17 protein-coding genes, 2 tRNA genes and 1 rRNA gene are annotated in these 19,789 nt (G+C 38.6%); 6 read left to right on the top strand and 14 right to left on the bottom strand.

The window, feature by feature from the left end:
• Nucleotides 1-36: 36 nt before the first annotated feature.
• From CORI_RS03220 to mqnE, 8 genes are all read right to left on the bottom strand, one after another.
• A tRNA-Ile gene (locus CORI_RS03220) sits at nt 37-113 on the bottom strand.
• 9 nt (nt 114-122) lie between these two features.
• Nucleotides 123-198, bottom strand: a tRNA-Ala gene (locus tag CORI_RS03215).
• Nucleotides 199-319: 121 nt separating this feature from the next.
• Nucleotides 320-1,834: ribosomal RNA gene (locus CORI_RS03210) — 16S ribosomal RNA — on the bottom strand.
• Nucleotides 1,835-2,241: 407 nt separating this feature from the next.
• Nucleotides 2,242-2,925 (bottom strand): Tfp pilus assembly protein FimT/FimU, encoded by a 684-nt coding sequence (locus CORI_RS03205; RefSeq protein ID WP_173030787.1) that lies wholly within the window; start codon nt 2,923-2,925, stop codon nt 2,242-2,244.
• A gap of 2 nt (nt 2,926-2,927) precedes the next feature.
• Entirely contained in the window at nt 2,928-4,133 is a 1,206-nt protein-coding gene (locus tag CORI_RS03200; protein ID WP_254064954.1) for a glycosyltransferase family 39 protein, read from the bottom strand.
• A gap of 16 nt (nt 4,134-4,149) precedes the next feature.
• Nucleotides 4,150-4,590 (bottom strand): phosphoribosyltransferase, encoded by a 441-nt coding sequence (locus CORI_RS03195; protein ID WP_172201328.1) that lies wholly within the window; start codon nt 4,588-4,590, stop codon nt 4,150-4,152.
• Between the two features lie 11 nt (nt 4,591-4,601).
• The gene (locus CORI_RS03190) at nt 4,602-5,894 is read right to left on the bottom strand and encodes an NCS2 family permease (protein WP_173030786.1); all 1,293 of its coding nucleotides are present in this window, start codon (nt 5,892-5,894) and stop codon (nt 4,602-4,604) included.
• 13 nt (nt 5,895-5,907) lie between these two features.
• Nucleotides 5,908-6,972 (bottom strand): aminofutalosine synthase MqnE, encoded by a 1,065-nt coding sequence (gene mqnE / locus CORI_RS03185; RefSeq protein WP_173030785.1) that lies wholly within the window; start codon nt 6,970-6,972, stop codon nt 5,908-5,910.
• A gap of 60 nt (nt 6,973-7,032) precedes the next feature.
• On the opposite strand from mqnE, the gene CORI_RS03180 reads away from it, so the two are divergent.
• The 4 genes from CORI_RS03180 to CORI_RS03165 all read left to right on the top strand — a co-directional run bounded on the left by CORI_RS03180 (nt 7,033) and on the right by CORI_RS03165 (nt 13,709).
• Nucleotides 7,033-9,573 carry an HD domain-containing protein gene (locus tag CORI_RS03180; RefSeq protein ID WP_254064953.1) on the top strand — a complete coding sequence of 847 codons (2,541 nt, stop codon included), beginning with the start codon at nt 7,033-7,035 and terminating at the stop codon, nt 9,571-9,573.
• Between the two features lie 2 nt (nt 9,574-9,575).
• The gene (gene glmS / locus CORI_RS03175; RefSeq protein WP_173030784.1) at nt 9,576-11,387 is read left to right on the top strand and encodes a glutamine--fructose-6-phosphate transaminase (isomerizing); all 1,812 of its coding nucleotides are present in this window, start codon (nt 9,576-9,578) and stop codon (nt 11,385-11,387) included.
• Between the two features lie 8 nt (nt 11,388-11,395).
• Nucleotides 11,396-12,505, top strand: a complete 1,110-nt coding sequence (locus CORI_RS03170) for a cytochrome C (RefSeq protein WP_173030783.1) — start codon at nt 11,396-11,398, stop codon at nt 12,503-12,505.
• Between the two features lie 166 nt (nt 12,506-12,671).
• On the top strand, nt 12,672-13,709 hold the full coding sequence (locus tag CORI_RS03165; protein WP_173030782.1) for a hypothetical protein: 1,038 nt from the start codon (nt 12,672-12,674) through the stop codon (nt 13,707-13,709).
• Between the two features lie 85 nt (nt 13,710-13,794).
• Here CORI_RS03165 and CORI_RS03160 read toward each other — a convergent pair whose 3' ends face one another.
• Both CORI_RS03160 and CORI_RS03155 read right to left on the bottom strand, forming a co-directional pair.
• Nucleotides 13,795-14,631, bottom strand: a complete 837-nt coding sequence (locus tag CORI_RS03160) for a tetratricopeptide repeat protein (protein ID WP_173030781.1) — start codon at nt 14,629-14,631, stop codon at nt 13,795-13,797.
• On the bottom strand, nt 14,628-15,140 hold the full coding sequence (locus CORI_RS03155) for a DJ-1/PfpI family protein (RefSeq protein WP_173030780.1): 513 nt from the start codon (nt 15,138-15,140) through the stop codon (nt 14,628-14,630). Before CORI_RS03155 ends, CORI_RS03160 begins: the two co-directional genes overlap by 4 nt.
• Nucleotides 15,141-15,261: 121 nt before the next feature.
• Here CORI_RS03155 and CORI_RS03150 point away from each other — a divergent pair, with 121 nt between their 5' ends.
• Together CORI_RS03150 and CORI_RS03145 are read left to right on the top strand one after the other, a co-directional pair.
• Nucleotides 15,262-15,627, top strand: coding sequence for an HIT family protein (locus CORI_RS03150; protein ID WP_173030779.1), 366 nt, complete (start codon nt 15,262-15,264; stop codon nt 15,625-15,627).
• Nucleotides 15,620-16,477: a cache domain-containing protein gene (locus CORI_RS03145; RefSeq protein WP_254064952.1), complete on the top strand. Its 858-nt coding sequence runs from the start codon at nt 15,620-15,622 to the stop codon at nt 16,475-16,477. The genes CORI_RS03150 and CORI_RS03145 overlap by 8 nt, the downstream gene beginning before the upstream one ends.
• Here CORI_RS03145 and CORI_RS03140 read toward each other — a convergent pair.
• From CORI_RS03140 to CORI_RS03125, 4 genes are read right to left on the bottom strand one after another with little or no spacing between them, the layout of a single operon-like run.
• Complete coding sequence (locus tag CORI_RS03140; RefSeq protein ID WP_254064951.1) at nt 16,474-17,553, bottom strand: cell wall metabolism sensor histidine kinase WalK; 1,080 nt, start codon at nt 17,551-17,553, stop codon at nt 16,474-16,476. The two genes, CORI_RS03145 and CORI_RS03140, sit on opposite strands and share 4 nt — an antisense overlap.
• Before the next feature lie 28 nt (nt 17,554-17,581).
• Complete coding sequence (locus tag CORI_RS03135) at nt 17,582-18,250, bottom strand: response regulator transcription factor (RefSeq protein ID WP_173030778.1); 669 nt, start codon at nt 18,248-18,250, stop codon at nt 17,582-17,584.
• A 5-nt stretch (nt 18,251-18,255) separates the two neighbouring features.
• Nucleotides 18,256-19,227 carry an NrfD/PsrC family molybdoenzyme membrane anchor subunit gene (nrfD, locus tag CORI_RS03130; protein WP_169940288.1) on the bottom strand — a complete coding sequence of 324 codons (972 nt, stop codon included), beginning with the start codon at nt 19,225-19,227 and terminating at the stop codon, nt 18,256-18,258.
• Nucleotides 19,220-19,789: a 4Fe-4S dicluster domain-containing protein gene (locus CORI_RS03125; RefSeq protein ID WP_173030777.1), complete on the bottom strand. Its 570-nt coding sequence runs from the start codon at nt 19,787-19,789 to the stop codon at nt 19,220-19,222. Before CORI_RS03125 ends, nrfD begins: the two co-directional genes overlap by 8 nt.

The following is a 19,789-nucleotide window of genomic DNA, read 5'->3' as shown; positions in this document are numbered from 1 at the left end:
ATCTTTTGTAGTTAAACTAATTTATTTACTAATTAATGGTGGGCCTAACAAGACTTGAACTTGTGACCTCACCCTTATCAGGGGTGCACTCTAACCAGCTGAGCTATAGGCCCTAATGTATTTGGTGGAGAATAGCGGGATCGAACCGCTGACCTCCTGCGTGCAAAGCAGGCGCTCTCCCAGCTGAGCTAATTCCCCAATTAGCTTCAATATCAATCTTTCAAAACTAAACAAGGATGATTGAGTAGATTAGTTTAAAAGGCTAATCTAAATTTTCCTTTGATGAATATCTTGTGAGAGAATATTCATTGTACTCTAGAAAGGAGGTGATCCAACCGCAGGTTCTCCTACGGTTACCTTGTTACGACTTCACCCCAGTCGCTGATTCCACTGTGGACCATAACCGGTTTGGTATTTGGGCTTCGAGTGAAATCAACTCCCATGGTGTGACGGGCGGTGAGTACAAGACCCGGGAACGTATTCACCGTAGCATGGCTGATCTACGATTACTAGCGATTCCGGCTTCATGGAGTCGAGTTGCAGACTCCAATCCGAACTGGGACATATTTTATAGATTTGCTCCATCTCGCGATATTGCGTCTCATTGTATATGCCATTGTAGCACGTGTGTCGCCCCGGACATAAGGGCCATGATGACTTGACGTCGTCCACACCTTCCTCCTCCTTACGAAGGCAGTCTATTTAGAGTGCTCGGCCTAACCGTTAGCAACTAAATACGTGGGTTGCGCTCGTTGCGGGACTTAACCCAACATCTCACGACACGAGCTGACGACAGCCGTGCAGCACCTGTCTTAACATTTCTGCAAGCAGACACTCTTCTATCTCTAGATGATTTGTTAGATATCAAGTCCGGGTAAGGTTCTTCGCGTATCTTCGAATTAAACCACATGCTCCACCGCTTGTGCGGGTCCCCGTCTATTCCTTTGAGTTTTAATCTTGCGACCGTACTCCCCAGGCGGTATACTTAATCCGTTAGGTGCATTACTGCCAAGACTAGCTTGGCAACAACTAGTATACATCGTTTAGGGCGTGGACTACCAGGGTATCTAATCCTGTTTGCTCCCCACGCTTTCACGCATTAGCGTCAGTTAAGTTCCAGCAGATCGCCTTCGCAATGGGTATTCTTCTTGATCTCTACGGATTTTACCCCTACACCAAGAATTCCATCTGCCTCTCCCTTACTCTAGATTATCAGTTTCCCAAGCAGTTTAACGGTTAAGCCGTTAGATTTCACTCAAGACTTGATAATCCGCCTACGCGTCCTTTACGCCCAGTGATTCCGAGTAACGCTTGCACCCTCCGTATTACCGCGGCTGCTGGCACGGAGTTAGCCGGTGCTTATTCCTTGGGTACCGTCATAATTCTTTCCCAAGAAAAGGAGTTTACGCTCCGAAAAGTGTCATCCTCCACGCGGCGTTGCTGCTTCAGGGTTTCCCCCATTGAGCAATATTCCCTACTGCTGCCTCCCGTAGGAGTCTGGACCGTGTCTCAGTTCCAGTGTGACTGATCATCCTCTCAGACCAGTTACGCGTCATAGCCTTGGTGAGCCATTACCTCACCAACTAGCTGATACGATATAGCCTCATCCTACACCGAAAAACTTTCCCGACTTAACTTATGTAAAGAAGGAGTATAGAGTATTAGCAGTCGTTTCCAACTGTTGTCCTCTAGTGTAGGGCAGATTAGCTATACATTACTCACCCGTGCGCCACTAAGATTAAAATAAGCAAGCTTACTTTAATCTCCGTTCGACTTGCATGTATTAGGCACGCCGCCAGCGTTCACTCTGAGCCAGGATCAAACTCTCCATATAATTTATATGAAGTTTTTAATCAAAAAACTTTTAATTTTTATTTATATTAATTAGTTTTATTTACTAACTACTTTCCGAAGAAAGCCTGAAAGTAAATTGGCTCAATCGATCACTTGTTTAGATTTCAAAGATTGACTAATTAGTTTAACAGTGTTAAGTTAGAGAACAACGATAAAAAAGAAAAAGCTTTATTAACTTGAAAGAAGAAGTTAAAGGTGGTTTCTTAATTCGTGAGCTGGAATTATATAAGAGCAAAGCTTAAAGGGAGGTTAAAAAATGTGGAAACGATGGGGTTTTGGAAGTAAAATTTTAAAAATTTAGAAATTTTACTCAAAAAAACATAAATAATATAATACTTATATTACACAATTTCTGAAAAACTTTTTTAAAGATATACTGTACTAATTTTATAGGTATGTTATAGAAATAAATCCTGTTTCCGGAGCTAGATTAATAATCGCATTTTTTCCTGATGCAGTAATAGCAATAGTACATACTTGACCACTTCTTACTATTCTTTGATATGGTCTAGATGCTGCAATACTTGCTTCTTGCATCGGTCTTCCAAATTCATCAAACGATATAGTCAAGGAAGGATTCTTAGGATCTCCTTGACAAATACCTCCTAATGCGACATTAGTTACGCCAAATCTTCTTCCTATATCGTATTTACTGCTCATATTTCTACATTGAGCATTAGATGCCCCTGCCCATCCAGCGCTCATAAATTTGTCTTGGTATTGAGGGTCTCTTGCAATTTCATTTTCGGAATTTGGACCACCTGAAAAAGTTCCAGCGGTGACGTTGTCATTATCAAAATATATATTATACCTCCAAGAATTTCCTTCGTTGCATACATTTGCATTACTAAAAAATATACTCCAACGTCTTCTATGCCAGTTATTGTCATTATTTACAAATTTATTATCCTGCATGGCAAGGTGTTGAGTGTATCTTATATGAGAGACGATCTGATCGACGGCTTCGGCAAGATTATCGCGCTCAAGTCTTGGTATAGCCATCGCAGCTAAAATTCCTATAACAACAATAACAACCACAAGTTCAATCATAGTAAAGGCTTTTTTAAGCATTTTTATCTCTCTTTGATATAGTTAAATTTAGCTATCGGCTTATTAAATTTTTCGATGGTTATATTAGCATATTTTTCTTTTATATCTAAATTTATAAGTTTATCTTTACCGTTTTCAATCCCATAGAATTTAAGTCTAAGCGCCAACTTTTCGTCGTCAGTATAAATTTTATCTACTCCTATTTTTTTAAGTTCTTCAGCCAGCTCTTTTGCCATATGATATTTGTAGGCAAAGTGTTTTTTTGGATTTTCTAAAAATTTATAAAAAATTTCATTAAATAGCGCAAAGGAAAAGCTAGCAACCAAAGAAATAATTGTAAATGTGGCTAAAATTTTATAAAATCTCCTAAACAAAGGCAATCTAACCCTATAAGAACTAAAAAAAACTCTCACCACCAAAGGGGTTGATATCACGCAAAAAGGTAAAAAATTTTCAAGTTCAAGGCGCTGTCTTGAAGATAAAACTATACAAAGACAAAATGACGTAACGACAACAAACCAAAGCAAGCTCTTTTGCTCTTTAATCCAAATTCTATAGATAGCATATACAAAATAAAAAAATACAAAAGGTGAAAAAACAGCTGCAAATACGCTAACTGTATCTAAAAAATACCCCCTTGGCTTACCTCCTGTTTCAAAGCCGTGCAGATAAAAACAAAGTCCAAATAAAATCGCACAAATCCAAGCTAGTCTAGCGTCTCTTCTAAAAATTCCAAAAATAAAAAGCGACAAGAAAAATACTAAAAACGATCCGCTTATAAAAGAAAGAGCGAGTAAAAGAAGATAAAAAGCTAAAATTTGCCTATTTTGATAAAAATACAAAGCAAGCAAAGTTAGCATTATAACGATGCCAGCGTCATTTACCAAGATCGCCGAAGCCAAGACTCCCGGCAATAATATAAACATCGCTACACTTATAACTCTATCAAATTTACGTTTTAAAATAGATTTTGAAACCTTATAAAGCAAAGCAACGCTTATAAGATGGCAGATCACAAAAGGAAGCCTTAGGGCATAGTCGTTTTGCCCGAAAATTCCAGTTGAAATTTTTGCAAGAAGGGCTGAAATTTGATCTGTATTATAAAAAATTTCAGCCTCGTAGTAGCTTATGCTAAGCGTTGAAATTCCATACGTCAAAAAAAGCACGTCTATAAAACATATAAAAAATATCAAAAACGTCTCAGAGCTTAGTATGGATTGCTTTTGCATCGTTTGCTTTATAAATTTATATATGGATATCCCAGAAAAACTCAACCCATTCGTGAGCTTCTTTTACCTTAAATTCAGGCAATATCAAAGCTTTTTGCTTGTAAAATACAGCCGCTATCTTGATATCAAGATGCGGATACATTTTTAAAAGCTCACGCTTAATCTCAACCATACTCTCTCCGGTGTCGATAATATCATCCACCAGCAAAATTTTAGTATAGTTAGTCAAATCAGGTACGTTAAATATATCGATAGTATCAAGCTTTTTCGTCTCTTCATAGTGAATCGAATTTAGCGTAAAGAGGTTTCGTTTGTTAAGTGCAACCGCAAGCGAGTGCCCCAAAGTAAGCCCTCCTCTAGCTATAGCCAAAATCACTTCCGGATCAAATTCGCTTCTTATCTCCTTAGCAAGCTCTCTTACATCTTTTTCAAATTCTTCATACGGATAATAAATCATACTCTCTCCTTTTATTGAACCCAAAATACTATAAAACTAATAAGCGCAAGGACGATTACGCCGATATTTATATGCTCAAACTCTTTTCTTAAAAGCCTAACTATCAAATACGCCAAAAATCCGCAAGAAAGTCCATTGGTAATCGAGTAAGTAAGTGGCATAATAACTACTATCAAAAACGCGGCAACGCTTATGGCGGGATCTTTGAAATTCACATGCGCAAGCTCGCTAAACATAAGCACGCCAACCATTACAAGCACGGGATACACTGCATTTGAAGGGATGGCTTTAAAAAGAGGAAGCATAAAAATAGTAAGCACAAACAAAAGTCCGCAAAATACCGCAGTAAGACCTGTTCTGCCGCCCTCTTCCACACCGCTTGCACTCTCTACGAACGAAGTTGTGGTACTAGTTCCCACCAAAGACCCCACTACTGTAGCTACGGCATCGGCTTCAAGAGTCTTTTCAAGCCTCTTTATGCCTTCATCGCTATGCTCATCAAATATCCCCGCTCTATTTCCCACTCCAGCAAGCGTTCCTACCGAGTCAAAAAGATCGGTTACAAAAAATGTAATGATAACAGGTAAAAGAGCAAGAGAAAATGCGCTTGCTATATCAAGCTCTAAAAATATAGGCGTGATGGATGCGGGTTCTGAGAAAAATTCTTTCGGATAAGGTGCGATTTTAAAAACCCATGCGATTATGGAGGTGGATAGTATGGCAAGGATGAAAGCCCCTTTTACTCTCCAAGCCCAAAATGCGATAACAAAAAGCAGTCCTATAAGGCCTAGCATTACATTTGTATCTTTTAAATTTCCAAGTCCTACGAGCACGGCATCGTTATTTACGACTATGCCCATTTGCTGAAGTCCGATGAAGCTTATAAATACGCCTATACCCGCACTTATAGCTCGGCGAAGATCGATAGGGATTGATTTTATAACCCAAATTCTAAAATTAGTAAAAGAGAGCGCTAAAAATATAATACCCGAGATAAAGACCACTCCAAGCGCAGTCTGCCAAGGAATCTTCATGCCGATTACAAGACCGAAGGTAAAATAAGCGTTTAATCCCATTCCAACGCTCATTGCAACAGGAGTATTCGCCCAAATTCCGTTAAGCGCAGTTGCAAAAAACGTTATAAGCGCAGTTGCCGTTATAAGCGCGTCCATAGGCATACCAGCTTGACTCATAATGATAGCGTTTACGGGCACGATATACATCATCGTTAAAAACGTCGTAAGTCCGGCATTTAGCTCTTGTTTAACGCTAGTGCCGTGCTCCTTTAGCTTAAAATAATCCATTCTTTCTCCTCTTTCAATAAATTTTTAACTCGTTATAAAGACTATCGCGCTCTACAGGAATAAAACCTGAGCTTTTTATAAGCTCTATAAAGCTTTTCATATCCATTCCTCTTGCACTTTTTGCGCCTGCTGCGCTTTGAATGCTCTCTTTTTGGATAGTGCCGTCAAGATCGTCTGCGCCAAATTCTTGCGCAACCATCGCCAAATTTATCGTAGAAGTAGCCCAATAAGCCTTTATGTGAGGCACATTATCAAGCACAAGACGCGATATAGCCATAGTTTTTAAAATTTCAACCGAGCCTATAAATTTGCTAACTTTTATAAAGTTATTATCACGCTGATAGACAAGCGGGATAAAGGCGTTAAAGCCTTTTGTGATATCTTGCAAGTCGCGAATTCTAAGCATATGATCGATCCTGTGAGCTTCGTTTTCCACATGACCAAAAAGCATTGTGGCGTTACTCAGCCTTCCTTTTTCATGCCAAATTTTATGAATTTTAAGCCAGTTTTCGCTACTTACTTTGCCTTTGCAAATTTTAGCCCGAATTTCTTCGTCAAATATCTCGGCTCCGCCTCCGGGCATACTATCTACACTGTATTCGACCATCTTTTCTACTACTTCTTCATAGCTTAAGCCGTGATGACGAGATAAGAAATCAACCTCCGCCGCAGTTAGCGCTTTGACGTGCAAGTCAGGATAGCTTTGCTTAATTTTTCTAAAAATTTCAAGATACCACTGCCAGCTTGTATGGGGGTTGTGCGCCGAGACTATATGTATCTCTTTGGCTCCGTTTTTTACGCTGGTAGCGACATCTGCCATAATTTCATCGTGACTCATCGTGTAAGGATTTGGATTTTTCCTATGCGAAGAAAAAGCGCAAAATTTGCACACGTCAGCGCAGATATTGGTTGGATTTATGTGGCGATTAACGTTAAAAAAAATCTTCTTGCCGTGCATTTGCTTGCGTTTGATATTAGCGAATTTACCCAAAGTAAAGAGATCAAGCTCATAAAGCTTTAAACACTCTTTGCGAGAAAGTCTATCGCCGCTTTGTAATTTTTCAATCAAATTTGTCAATTTTACTCTGTCCGTTTTTTGGAAATAATAGAGCGATTATAGGTAAAAAAAGCTTTGTTTTTGCAAAATTTTAGTATGATTTATGAAAATTTCAGAAAGGCGCGTATGCAAAAAACGGCTTTAAAGAAGGAAAAAATAGACTTTTTAGAGCTAAAAGAGAGATTTAAAAATTACGAGATAAATTTAAAACAAGAGCTTAAAAAACTACAAGGAAAAGGCTTTGTAAATTTCATCTCAAAAGAGAGCGATGAGCTCATAAAGCTCTGCTTAAATGCCGTTTTAAATGAAATTTTTGATGACTTCCTGCCAGATCTTGACAGAATTCCCATCTGCATAATCGCAACTGAAAAATACGCTCAAAATTTAGTAAGCCTTAACTCCGTGCTTGAAATTTTAGTAGTCTATAAAAATTCAAGCGGATTTAACGTAAAGCAAATCTTAAAGCTCGTTTTAAAAGCTCTTAGCGAATGCGGACTAAATTTAAATATCAAAACGGCAGAAGTCGGCGAGATAATAAAAAATTTTAAAAACGACTTCAAAGCCAAAGCCGCACTTAGCAAAATTCGCTTCATAGCAGGCTCGAAATATATGTATAAGCTCGCAAGGGCTGAAATTTACGTAGCAAGAGAGCATGACAGGCAAGAAAACTTAAAACACTATATGAAAATTTTTGGCGCGTTTAACGAGATAAAAAACCTTAATCAAGAGCCGAATTTAAAATCGGATTTTGGCGGAAGCGATGAAATTTATTATCTGACTTGCGCGCTAAACGGCTTTGAAAACGAGATAAGCCTGCGCTCACAGATGCTTAAATTTATCGACGAAAAGGAGCTTAGCTCTTTAAATTTGGCAATTGATTTTATACTTTGCATAAAATCGGCTCAAAATTTACTCTTAAACTCAGATCATTTTAGTTCGCAAAATTTAAGTCAGATAACGGCTTTGATGCAGACAAAATCCAAAAAAACGCAAGAAACAACTAGCATCATCTCTCAAAAACTGCTTAGCTGTATGCATACGGTGGGTATTTACGCAAGATATCTTACAAGCTCGTTTTACCGCTCAAATTTCACTAGCCAAGCAAGCTTTAACGAGCTAAAAACGGCAAGACTTAAAAATGGATTTTATAGAATCGAAAATACCGTTTACACTCCGCTCAAAAAGCGCCCTACAAGCTTAAATTCACTTCTTTTAGAGCTTCTTGAGCTTGGAGATATGGATTATAAATTTGACATAAGCGCTATCTTTTACATAAAACGCGCGGTCGCAAAAAAAGGCGAAAGCGAAAAAACGCTTGCAAATTTCAAAAAACTTTTGCAGAAAAACAACAGCCACTGCATAATAAAAGCGTTGCTTGACGCTGGAATTTTGCTAACTATCGTAAAGCCGATGGAGCACACAAGACACCTTGCGGTATTTGACGGATATCATAAATTTAGCGTCGATGAGCACTGCGTAACTAGCCTTAAATTCCTTGAAAACATAAAAGATAAATTCATAAAATCCCTATACGACGAGCTTTGCGTAGAGGGAAAAACTATGCTAAAGCTGGTTGCTCTTCTGCACGATGTGGGCAAGGGCTTGGCAGGAGATCACAGTATAACGGGAGCAAATATATTTAGAGCCTACGCAATGAAGCTAAATTTAAGCGCAAAAGCCGTAAATATAGGCGTAACGCTGGTTAGATACCATACTCTTATGAGCGATACGGCAAACCGCGAAGACATCTACAATCAGCGAACTATTTTTAGCTTCATATCAAAGCTAAACGACAAGCAGACCCTAAAGCTGCTTTATATCCTTACTTACTGCGTGATAAACGCAACCAGCGAGAAGCTTTATAATCCTTACATAGCAAGACTTTTGAAAGAATTTTATCTCATCTCGCTTGAGAGTTTTGAGGATGAAAATTTGCTTGATGAAGCGACAAGAAGGGTTAAAAAAGAGCATAGCATAAGGCGAAATCCGGAATTTGTAAAACTTAGCGAAAATTTAAAAGATAAGATATTTTCCATCCCTTCAAATTTGCTCTTTATCAAGTATCAGCCTTCAGATATCATAAATATCGCAAATTTAGCGCAGTCTTCAAACGAACTGAACGTATTTACGCAAAATCATCAAAATTTTAGCCTTAAGATTATTATAAAATCTCATCCTAATTTGGCTTTAGCGCTTTCAAATTTAGCACATTTAGATCTTGCATATATGGAAATTTTTGAACTGTTTGACGACAAATTTTATATAAGGCTTGAATTTAATAAAAATGTTCGCACAAGCGAGCTTGAAAGCGTTAGAAATTTGATCACGCTTTCGCTTGAAAGCAATAACAAAATCAATGTTTCAAAGCCGACAATACTAAAAGAGGAGCTTAGTTTTGATACTAATCATTCAAAAGATTACGCTAAACTTTGCATAAACGCAAAAGATCAGCGCGGACTTATGGCTTACGTGATGATGGTTTTTGAAAATTTGGGTATAAAAATCGCAAGCGCAAGAATTCAAACTATCAAAAATCGCACGCGAAATCTATTTTTAATAGAGAAGTCAGACGTCGCGCCGTATAATGAAAATAAAATTTTAAATCTACTAATAAGTGAGTAAAAATGTGTGGAATCGTAGGATACATAGGAAATCAAGAGAAAAAAAATATAATTTTAGGCGGCTTAAAAGAGCTTGAATATAGAGGCTATGACTCTGCGGGAATAGCGGTAATGAGCAATGATGACATATCTTATTTTAAGGCCGTAGGCAAGCTTGAAAATTTAGTCCAAAAGTGCGAAAATTTTAGCTCAAGCGGCTTTGGTCTGGCTATCGGACACACGCGCTGGGCGACACACGGAAAGCCTACGGAGATAAATGCACACCCGCATATCGGCGAGCACTCTTTCGTGATTCACAACGGCATCATAGAAAACTATAAAGAGATAAAAGACGAGCTTGAGGCAAAAGGAGTTAAATTCCTAAGCCAAACCGATACGGAGGTGATAGTTCATCTATTTGAAGAAATTTTAAAAGAGAAAAAAGATGTTTTTGAAGCTTATAAGGCTACTATAGCACGCCTTGAAGGAGCTTATGCGACACTTTTAATAACCAAGCTTGAGCCAAATAAGATATTTTTCGCTAAAAACGCGGTGCCTTTAATAATCAGCAAAGACAAAGACGGCGAAGTATTTTTCGGCTCATCAGATGCGGCTCTTATAGGCATTTCAGACGAGGCTATCTATCTTGAAGACGGGATGTATGGCTATGCAAGGCTTAATGACATAAATATCTTTAAAAACGATAGCAAGTTAAATTTATCCTTCGTAAAACTGCCTCAAGATAAGGCTTACGCTCAAAAAGAAGGGTATAAATTCTTTATGGAGAAAGAAATTTACGAGCAAAGCAGCGTCGTTACCGAAACATTAATGGGGCGAATTAAAGACGAGCAGGTAAAACTCGAGGAGCTTCAAGAGGGCTTTTTAGAAGGTATTAGCGACATCATATTTTGCGCTTGCGGTACGAGCTATCACGCCGCGCTTGCTGCAAGCTACTTATATGAGCGCATCGCAAAAATTCGCGCTAAAGTTGAAATAGCAAGCGAATTTCGTTACCGAGAGCCGATTTTAAATAAAAGCTCGTTATTTATCGTCATCTCTCAAAGCGGCGAAACCGCAGACACTCTTGAAGCGCTAAAGATAGCCAAAAATGCAGGACTTAAGACTATAGCTATCTGCAATGTCGATAACTCCTCTATCGTCCGACTTGCCGACACCGCGATACTAACTCGCGCAGGCATAGAAAAGGGAGTTGCCAGCACAAAAGCCTTTGCAACGCAAGTCATCACTCTTTGGCTGCTCTGCTTGCAAATTGCGCAAATTAGACGAACTATAGATAAAAATATGCTAAAAGACGAGATAAAAGCCCTGCTTCATATACCGCAAATTTTAAATATCAAAGATGATTTACAAGAAAAAATTCGTAGGCTTTCTAAGCATTACCTGCACGGACACGGATTTTTCTTTATCGGCAGGGATATCTTTTATCCGCTTGCACTTGAGGGCGCACTTAAGCTAAAAGAGATAAGTTATCTGCACGCAGAAGGCTATCCTGCCGGCGATATGAAGCACGGACCTATCGCGCTTGCAGATGAAAAGCTATTTACGATCGCCCTGCTTCCAAAAACTACTCTTTATGAAAAGAGCAAAAGCAACGTAGAAGAACTTGCCGCAAGAGACGCTTATATACTAGTTATAAGTCCTGAGGAGTTTGAATTAAGCGATGATTTTATCAAAACAAGCAAGCAGACTCATCCTATGAGCGAGTTTTTTGAGATGATGATAATTCTTCAAATTTTTGCTCTTGAGATCGCGGTTAGGCTTGGAAATGACGTGGATATGCCAAGAAATTTGGCTAAAAGCGTAACGGTCGAGTAAAAATAGCCATGTCAAACAAAGCTCGTCTGTGCCCGAAATGCCAAGAAAAGACTATATATTTTGACGGAATTTGTTATAGCTGCAAACAAAGGCAAAGTAGAGAGTATTTTTTAAATTTAAGCCAAAACGAAGTAGATGATATGATCGCTGATATAGCAAGTAAAATCGGCGAGATGGAAAAATTTGAAGAGGTTTATAAGAATTTTTGGGGGCTGTTTGCGACGGGGCGAATCAGTGATGATAAAATAGCAAAAGCTGCGATAAAAGAGCGAATTTACTATCCGAGCGAAATTTACTTTAACGCTAAAAGTGAGATAAGAGATGAGCTTTTAGCTCATCTTAACAAGCTTGAAGGTGACAATAAAAACATAGCAAACCACATCTTATGTGCACTTGCTATGCAAGGTGATGAGATAACGCTAAAGGCATTTTACGAGCTTGAGAAAAACCCAAAGACGTGGCGCAAAAAGCTTTACGCAGACCCTAGCTTGTATGCCAAAATCGGCGGCTGGAGCTTTGATGAAAACGCAGTTAGAAAAAGTCTTGTTTTTGACAAGTGCTTGGCTTTAGAAATTTCAAAAGACGGGCAAGACGGACTGCAAATTTTTGCAAAGCCCAAAGAAGAGCAAATTTGCGAATTTTGCGGTTGTGAAATCATTGATCTAGTTCATATCAAAGCTAGTGAAGAGAAATTTAAATTCTTAAATTTAACACAGGACTTAAGGCTAAGATGCTGCCCAAACTGCGCTTATTACAACATAAACTACTACTGCAAAAATCACGCGGACGGCTCGGTTAGCTTTAAAAACCTTGAAAGCCCGAATTTCGAAATTTACAACTATATGCAAGATGTTGATTTTAATAAGCTAAGAAAGATGAAATTTAAGATAAAAGAGGTAGCGCGCTTTTACGCAAGCTTTGATGAGCTTGATATAACCATAGGCGGCTATCCAAGCTGGGTGCAAGATAGCGAGTATCTAAAATGCCATGAGTGCGGCGAGATTATGAAGCATTTAATGCAAATTCCAATCGGCGAGTTCATAGACGGCGAAGGCTCGCTTTACGTGCAAATTTGCCAAAACTGCCAAATCCTAAGCAGCTGCTATCAATGCACGTAAATTTGCAACTTAGCTCTCCTTGCTTTTACGAAATTTAAACTCTTCATTAGGCGTGATTTAAACCGTCCTCATAAAACTACCGCTTTTATTTATTTTGTAAAATCAAAATTTCAAAAAAAAAAAAACGATATAATCTCGTTAAATTTTTAAATTTCAAGGAGCTTTCATGAGTTTATTTAATTTTGGTAAAAAAGACTCTACTTTTGCGGATAGAGTAGTCAAATTTTGGAGCGAATTTGGCGAAATAATTAGCGATATAAAGGCTGATTTAGACGCTAAAGAATATGAAGTGGCTAGGCAAAAGGTCGAAGAAAAACTTAAAATTTGCCTTGCGGAGCCTTATTATATGGTTGGGCTAAAAGACGGCAAGCCTGATTTAGTGCTAACTCCTGAAGGTATGAAGCATAGGCTTTTATGGCTAAATTTCATCAAGAACCAAATGCCAAAAGAGCTTGAAAGCAAGATGATATGCACACTTGGCAAACCGCCTGCGGATATGACGGGTGCGGCTATACAGATGTATGACATCGACGTAAGCGCGGCGGATACGCTTGTATGGACGAACATTGGCGAAAATATCTTAGATATAGAGGTCTATAACGAAAATTTAGCAGCCCTTGCTAAAGATGATGAAAACAAAGCCTACACCCTGCTTTTTATCCTGCTTGATAACACCATCGGCGAAACTGCGGTCATAAATATAGTAGGCGAGATAAACATCCTAAACGAGCCTAAAGAGGGTGGCATGAAGCTTTATGAGCTGCATAAATTCGTAAGTGAAAAATTTGGGCAAAAGGCAAGCAATGAACCGCTTAAAAATTTTACCGTTTATGAGATGACGCCAAATTCGGACGGGATACGAGATGATGTTATCGTTGGAAACACTTGCCTTGTAAATTTAATAAACGAATACCTATCTTCCGAACGCGAAATTTATAACGAAGCTTACGAGCTGGGGATAAAATTTTGCTTTTTAGCCATAGATAACGGCGGAGATACGCAGCGCGGGTTTGATATAAGAGGCGAGATAGAAGATGAGTTGCAAAGCTTTAGCGAAGTATTTGAGCTTATCGGAGGCGCGACGGGAACGCATCACGCATATATCGACATGATATGTTTTGACGAGGATAAGCTAAAAGATATCGTTAAAGAGCTTAGCGAAAAACACGGCGTAAAAATTGAAATTTATGATTTTAAGCGCTAAATTTTGGTTTTTAGGCTAGTTACGTATGGCGAATTTAGTTTTTAATTTGCCATACGTAGCTTAACTTGCGACGCAAATTTAAGTCTTAGCGTAAATTTTTAAGATGCTCGCACGCGCTAAATTCACCCAGCTTGCAACCCATATCATAAAGCTCTTTGGCTGAATTTTTATTCTTTTCTACGCCTAGACCCTTTTCGTAAGCAAAGGCTAAATTTGCGCAAGCCAAAGCATTTGCGCCCGAGCAAGCGGTTATAAAAAGCTGCGCGGCTTTAGCGTAGTCTTTTTCCACTCCTTTGCCGTAAAAATAAGAAGTTCCAAGTTCGGCGCAAGAGTCCGTATGTCCGCGCCCGCAAGAGACCTGAAACATCTGCGCGGCTTTAGCTAAATCCTTTTTAGCGCCGTCGCCGAAAATATAACTTAAGCCAAGATTATAGCACGCCGTCTCCTCGCCTAGTTCGCAAGCCTTAACAAGTAACTCGTGCAACTTTTTATCGTCGCGATAAACGCCAAGAGATTTGCCGTAGCTGTATCCCAAGCTCGCACACCCTTCGCCGATGTTTCGCTCGCAAGCGTGAGCGAAAAGCTTGTTGGCTTTTTTATGATCTTGCGGCGCGCCCTGTCCGCTTTGATAAAGCAGCCCAAGATATACGCATGCTTTATCTTCGCCCAGCTTGCAAGCTTTATCGTAATAGCGCACGGCTTTTGTAAATTCTTTATCAAACTCGTAAAAATAGCCAAGTCCGGCGCAATTAAGCGCATTTTCTTTGCCGCCTGTGTTACAAGCGACATCAAGTTTTTTAAGTGCGTTAGATAATTTTTTGCAAATTTCGTCGTTTCCGCTCTTACATTCGTTACTAAGCTCCGCAAGTTCGCCGCCAAAAACCACCGCCGTTAAAAATACAAGAAAAATAAAATATTTCATAAATTTAAAATTCCTTTCAATGTTTTTAGATTTTCCATCGTGCAAACATTTACGTCAAATTCTGCGCCAAAGCTGCAAACGGTAATAATATCATCGCTGATACACACGGGCGATGGATCGAATTCGCAGTATTCTTTAAGCGCATTTTTATACCCTGCTCTTACGCAAGCCTTTTTGCCTTCTAAAAATCCCGCTCCTGCGTAGATGAGAGCTCCTAAATCAAAGGCTATTTTATGCCTTGCGCTTGATGCGCTTTTAATCCAGCTTAAAAATATCTCATCGTATCTAAGTCCAAGCGCGCCCATGCCGTCAGGCACTATCACGCAATCATACCCGTAAAGGCTTTCACCGTAAATTTCAGGCGAAATTTTAAGTCCATGCTCATCTACTATCTCGCTTTTAAAAGCGCAAATTTTCACGTTACTTCTTAAATCAGCCGAAAACATCTGCCAAATTTGAGCGAAACTTAATAAATTAATCTTATCGTAAATCACAATTGCCGTCTTCATAGTTATTCCTTTTTAGTAAGTATAGGTTTTAAAAGATTAAAATTCAATTCTGCAAATTTTAACCCTTTTCTTAGCCAAATAAACATAAAATAAAACCTAATTAGCAAACAAAGGCTTAGCCATGATATATCAAGATGATTTTATATTTATAGAGCGTGAAGAGAGCGAAATTCCTTGGATTAAAATTTTTACTAAAACTCCTTTTGTGGAGCTTAGCGACTGTGATGAAAGAACTAGAAGCAGGCTATTTGAAGCGCTACTCATAGCCGAAAAAACAATGATAGAGTTTTATAAACCCAAAAAGATAAATATCGCAAGCTTTGCAAACTACGTCCCGAGAGTTCATCTACACGTTATGGCGAGATTTCAAACCGATAGCTTTTTCCCGGAGCCGATGTGGGGCAAAAAACAACGTGAAGGCAAGCTGGATTTGCCAAGCTTTAGCGAATTTTGCGAAATTTTAACAAGAAAGCTAAAAAATGAATAAAAAATTCGCCTTCATAACCGCGCTAGCCGCATTTGCTTTGATGTGCTTTTTGATATTTTATTGGATAGAGTATGAAAAAGAGGTTGAAATAGAAAATATCAAAAAATTTCTTGACTTTCAAACGCAAATTCTAAACAAAAACATAGAAGAAGAAAAGCTCTCGGCAATGACGGTTGCGGTGCTTCTATCAGAAAGTGAAAATATCAAAAAGTGCTTTTTGGAAGATAATAGAACTCACTGCATGCATACTCTGCACGATTTTACTCATATGCTTGAAAAAGTGCCGACATTTAAAAACGTCAGATTTCACCTTCATACGCCCGAGCTAAAGAGCTTTGCTAGAAGTTGGATACCTATATATAACGACAATCTTTCAAGCTTTCGCTTTATGCTAAAAGAGGCTAAAAAAGGAGTCGTGGCAGGCATAGAGATAGGTAGAGCCGGAGCTCTTATAAGATCAGTTGCGCCGGTTTTTAAAGATAATAAAATTTTAGGAAGCGTTGAAGTCTTGCTTGATTTTGGACATCTGAGCGAATTTTTTCTAGATCAAGGAGTTGATCTCTTTGTGCTGCTTGATAAGTCCTCAAGCTCGCCTTACCAGACAGAAGAAAGTGGCATAATCCAAAACTACCATCTTATAAATAAAGAGTATGCGAATTTAAACGTCTTGCCGATACTAAAAGACATTGATTTTAAAGATAATCAATTTTACAAATTTGACAATCACAACTTCGCTATAAAGCCCATGCTTGATTCTCAAAACAAGCGCATAGGCTACTTCGTGATATACTTTAACTCAAATCAAAAAGAGAGAAATTTATCGAAATTAAACATCTGGTTTAAAAACTAATCAAGCAGATGTTTTGAGTAAGGAGTGAATTTATAAGTAAATTTGCTGCCCTTACCCAGCTCTGAAGTTACGCTATAGCCGACGCTATTTTTCACACAGATACTTTGGACGATATTTAACCCAAGCCCAAAGCCTCCCTGAACTCCCTCGTCTCTAACGTAGCGTTTCCAAATTTTATTCGTATCTTTTATCCCTTCGCCAAAATCCTCCACTTCAAATATAATCCAATCGTCTTCAAGCTTTAAAGTTACGTTTATAACGCTTCCCGGAGAGCTATATTTAACCGCGTTACTAAGGTTATTATCCACTATCCTGCCCGCTTCTATCTTACTCATAAAAATTTTTAGATCAGGCTCTATAAAGTCGTAAATTTTAATGTTTTTTGACATGGCAAAGCCTCGCATATAGCGCGCTCTTTCAAGACAAAATTCGCTGAAATTTAAAATTTCGGGCGGAAAAAGTATGTAGCTGTGTTTTATGTAATACTCGACATCTTCATAGGTTATTTGCATCTGCTTTAAGGCCGAGCGCATTCTAGCCGTGTATTTGTTGTCGATATTAAGCATTTCTAAATTTATGCCGACTACTCCAAGCGGGGTTTTAAGCTCGTGCATGGCGTCATTAAAAAAGCTGTTCATATATTTTTTAGCGTCTTTATAGGGCTTTATACTACTTACAAAAGACAGATAAAGAGTGAAAAAAACAACTATTAATATAAACACGAGCATTAGCGTAGCTATGAAAAATATCCTTGCACTGTTTTGTTTTTTGGATATTACAAGATAGTAAATTTCATCTTTTATCTTAAGGTAGCTTTTATAAAAGAGATAGCCGTTTTCCTCTTTGGTGATGAATTTTAGATTTTTTGGCGTGATATCCAAATTTGAAACGATCTTTTTTTCTCTCAGATCAAATATCGCGTATCGATATATTAACGATGAAGGAATAGCTTCGTTTTTTTCTAAATTTTGGCGAATTTCGCCCTCATACTCCATAAGCTCAAAGATATTTTTAGAGTATTCGTCTTTCATGCTTAAATTTATGATCTCATAGCTTTGAAACAAAAAAAGAGTCATGATCGCCAAGGTGGCGAAAATAGGGATTTTAAGGCTTTTTAACATTAATCTTATAACCAAGCCCACGAGATGAAACTATGAAATCAGCCTTGGTTTTTTGACGAATTTTACGCACGTGCATACGAACATCCGCAGGATCTACATCTTTATCGCCCCAAACTTCCGCGCGCAGAGTTTCAAGAGAAACGAAGCTGTTTTTGTGATACAGCAAGCACTCTATAAGCATTATCTCTTTTGCGCTGATATCAATCACATTGCTTTCGAATTTAAGCTGCTTTTTAATAAAATCAAAAACAAATCCACTCTCTATCGCGAGCAAATTTTTATCATCCGTTCCGTGATATTTACGCATAAGCTCATTTACTCTAAATTTCAGTTCGGCTAGCTCAAAAGGCTTTTTTAGATATTCATTGCAGCCAAGCTCATAGCCTACTGCCATATCGTTTATATCTACAAGCGAAGTGGTTATCATAATGGGAGTTTCAAGACCGATGTCTTTTGCGTATTTTATAACTTCATGTCCGCTTATATGCGGAACTTTGATATCAAGTATGAGCAGGTGGTAGAAGTTATTAGCGATTTTGTCGCAAGCCACCTGCCCGTCGGGCGCCTCGTCAACCTCATAGCCTAAGCCCTGAAGATACTCCGAGACGCTCTCTCTATAATTAAAATCATCCTCTAAAAGTAGGATTCTCACTTCTATTAAGCTCCTGTAAAGACTTGTCCCGCATACACGATATAATATCTAAGCAAGATAACACCGCAAATTATAACCAATGAGTTTACTACGATGTAGCCGACTCTGTAAGCGTGATTTTTAAGTGCGGTAGCTGCGATAATTATCGGAGTAACAAGTCCTATGCCTACAACCCCTATCCAAAATATCATAGCGTAATGTCCGGTAGTAAGAGCTTGCTTAGCCACTACAGCACTTGCTCCGCCTTCAAAATGAAGACCTAGGAAAAGAATCGCTATCAAAGGTATCTCAAATAAAACCGCTCGCAAATCCAGCACAAGCAAGTATTTTACATTTTCTTTATTGATTAGGTGCTTAAAGCATGTCATTCCTACTAAAATATTTGCCGCTACGCCTGAGCTAAATCCTGAAGTTAGGAATAAGATCGGAAGTATAGGCGTATTCCAAAGCGGAAGTTTATAAACCGCACTTAGTAAGAAGCCTGTGTAAATTCCAACTCCTATCGCCATTAAAAATAGTATCGTTTCAATGGTTTTAGCAAGAGGTGCAAATGAACGTATTACTCTTGATACAGGACGTAATAGCGAAAATATAGCGTATTTTTCTATCTCTTTTTCAAAGATAATTATCGCAAACAAAAACGCAAACGGCGTATAGATAAGTAGCAATGCAACACCTATTGACATAACAGAGCCAAAGTTATACTTAATCAAAATCCAATAAAAACTAAGCGGCTTACCAAGATCAAGTACAAGCAAAGCTAGGCCCACGCAGATAGTTACGGGAGCTACTATGGCGCCCGCTTTTACCATCGCGTCCCAAATGGTATCGTTTTCTTGTTTGTGATAGTTCCACTTAACTAAAAGCGCAACCATCATAGAGCCCGCTGAAAGACCCGCTAAAAACAGATAGACCGCAATCGGCCACGGCCAGTAAATTTCGTGATATTGAGCTACGCTTCCCCACATATTATTCATGGCTTCCTCCTTTGCGGTTTGCTATCATAGCCAGTTTTGGTCTAGTTTTAAGCTCGGCTTTTGGATAGTAGTGAGCCTTATCGTTTAAAATTTTGCTAACTTCGCTATTTGGATCATTTAGATCGCCGAATGCAAGCGCGTCTGCAGGACATACGGTAACGCAAGCAGGTTGTTCGCCTTTACTTACTCTTGTTTCAAAACAAAACGTACATTTACCCACTTCACCGGTACCCGGCTCAACGTATCTTGCATCGTAAGGACAAGCAAGAATGCAGTATTTACAGCTTACGCAGGTGCTGTGATCCATTAAAGTTAATCCATCTTCTGTCTTAAAGCTAGCTCCCGTAGGACATACGTCTACACAAGGGCTATCTTCGCACATAACGCAACTGTTTCTTATAAAATCCGTCTTTAAATTTGGAAACGTTCCGCTCATTTTTGCATGAACTTGAAGTCTATAAACTCCGTTTGGAACTTTATTTTCACTTCTACAAGCTACCGAACAAGCTTGGCAACCTATACAAAGGTTTTCGTTATGAACCATTCTATATGCTTTTTTCAT

The organism is Campylobacter sp. CCUG 57310, from assembly GCF_013201975.1.
GTDB classification, from domain to species: Bacteria; Campylobacterota; Campylobacteria; order Campylobacterales; family Campylobacteraceae; genus Campylobacter_A; species Campylobacter_A canis.
The sequence above is the reverse complement of the archived record's forward strand: the minus strand, read 5'-3'. Positions and strand labels throughout refer to the sequence as shown.

Bases quoted from the DNA above. Each gene is read 5' to 3' on its own strand.
- CORI_RS03205 (WP_173030787.1), bottom strand. From the start codon at position 2,925: ATGCTTAAAAAAGCCTTTACTATGATTGAACTTGTGGTTGTTATTGTT.
- CORI_RS03200 (WP_254064954.1), bottom strand. From the start codon at position 4,133: ATGCAAAAGCAATCCATACTAAGCTCTGAGACGTTTTTGATATTTTTT.
- CORI_RS03195 (WP_172201328.1), bottom strand. From the start codon at position 4,590: ATGATTTATTATCCGTATGAAGAATTTGAAAAAGATGTAAGAGAGCTT.
- CORI_RS03190 (WP_173030786.1), bottom strand. From the start codon at position 5,894: ATGGATTATTTTAAGCTAAAGGAGCACGGCACTAGCGTTAAACAAGAG.
- glmS (WP_173030784.1), top strand. From the start codon at position 9,576: ATGTGTGGAATCGTAGGATACATAGGAAATCAAGAGAAAAAAAATATA.
- CORI_RS03170 (WP_173030783.1), top strand. From the start codon at position 11,396: ATGTCAAACAAAGCTCGTCTGTGCCCGAAATGCCAAGAAAAGACTATA.
- CORI_RS03165 (WP_173030782.1), top strand. From the start codon at position 12,672: ATGAGTTTATTTAATTTTGGTAAAAAAGACTCTACTTTTGCGGATAGA.
- CORI_RS03160 (WP_173030781.1), bottom strand. From the start codon at position 14,631: ATGAAATATTTTATTTTTCTTGTATTTTTAACGGCGGTGGTTTTTGGC.
- CORI_RS03155 (WP_173030780.1), bottom strand. From the start codon at position 15,140: ATGAAGACGGCAATTGTGATTTACGATAAGATTAATTTATTAAGTTTC.
- CORI_RS03150 (WP_173030779.1), top strand. From the start codon at position 15,262: ATGATATATCAAGATGATTTTATATTTATAGAGCGTGAAGAGAGCGAA.
- CORI_RS03145 (WP_254064952.1), top strand. From the start codon at position 15,620: ATGAATAAAAAATTCGCCTTCATAACCGCGCTAGCCGCATTTGCTTTG.
- CORI_RS03140 (WP_254064951.1), bottom strand. From the start codon at position 17,553: ATGACTCTTTTTTTGTTTCAAAGCTATGAGATCATAAATTTAAGCATG.
- nrfD (WP_169940288.1), bottom strand. From the start codon at position 19,227: ATGAATAATATGTGGGGAAGCGTAGCTCAATATCACGAAATTTACTGG.
- CORI_RS03125 (WP_173030777.1), bottom strand. From the start codon at position 19,789: ATGAAAAAAGCATATAGAATGGTTCATAACGAAAACCTTTGTATAGGT.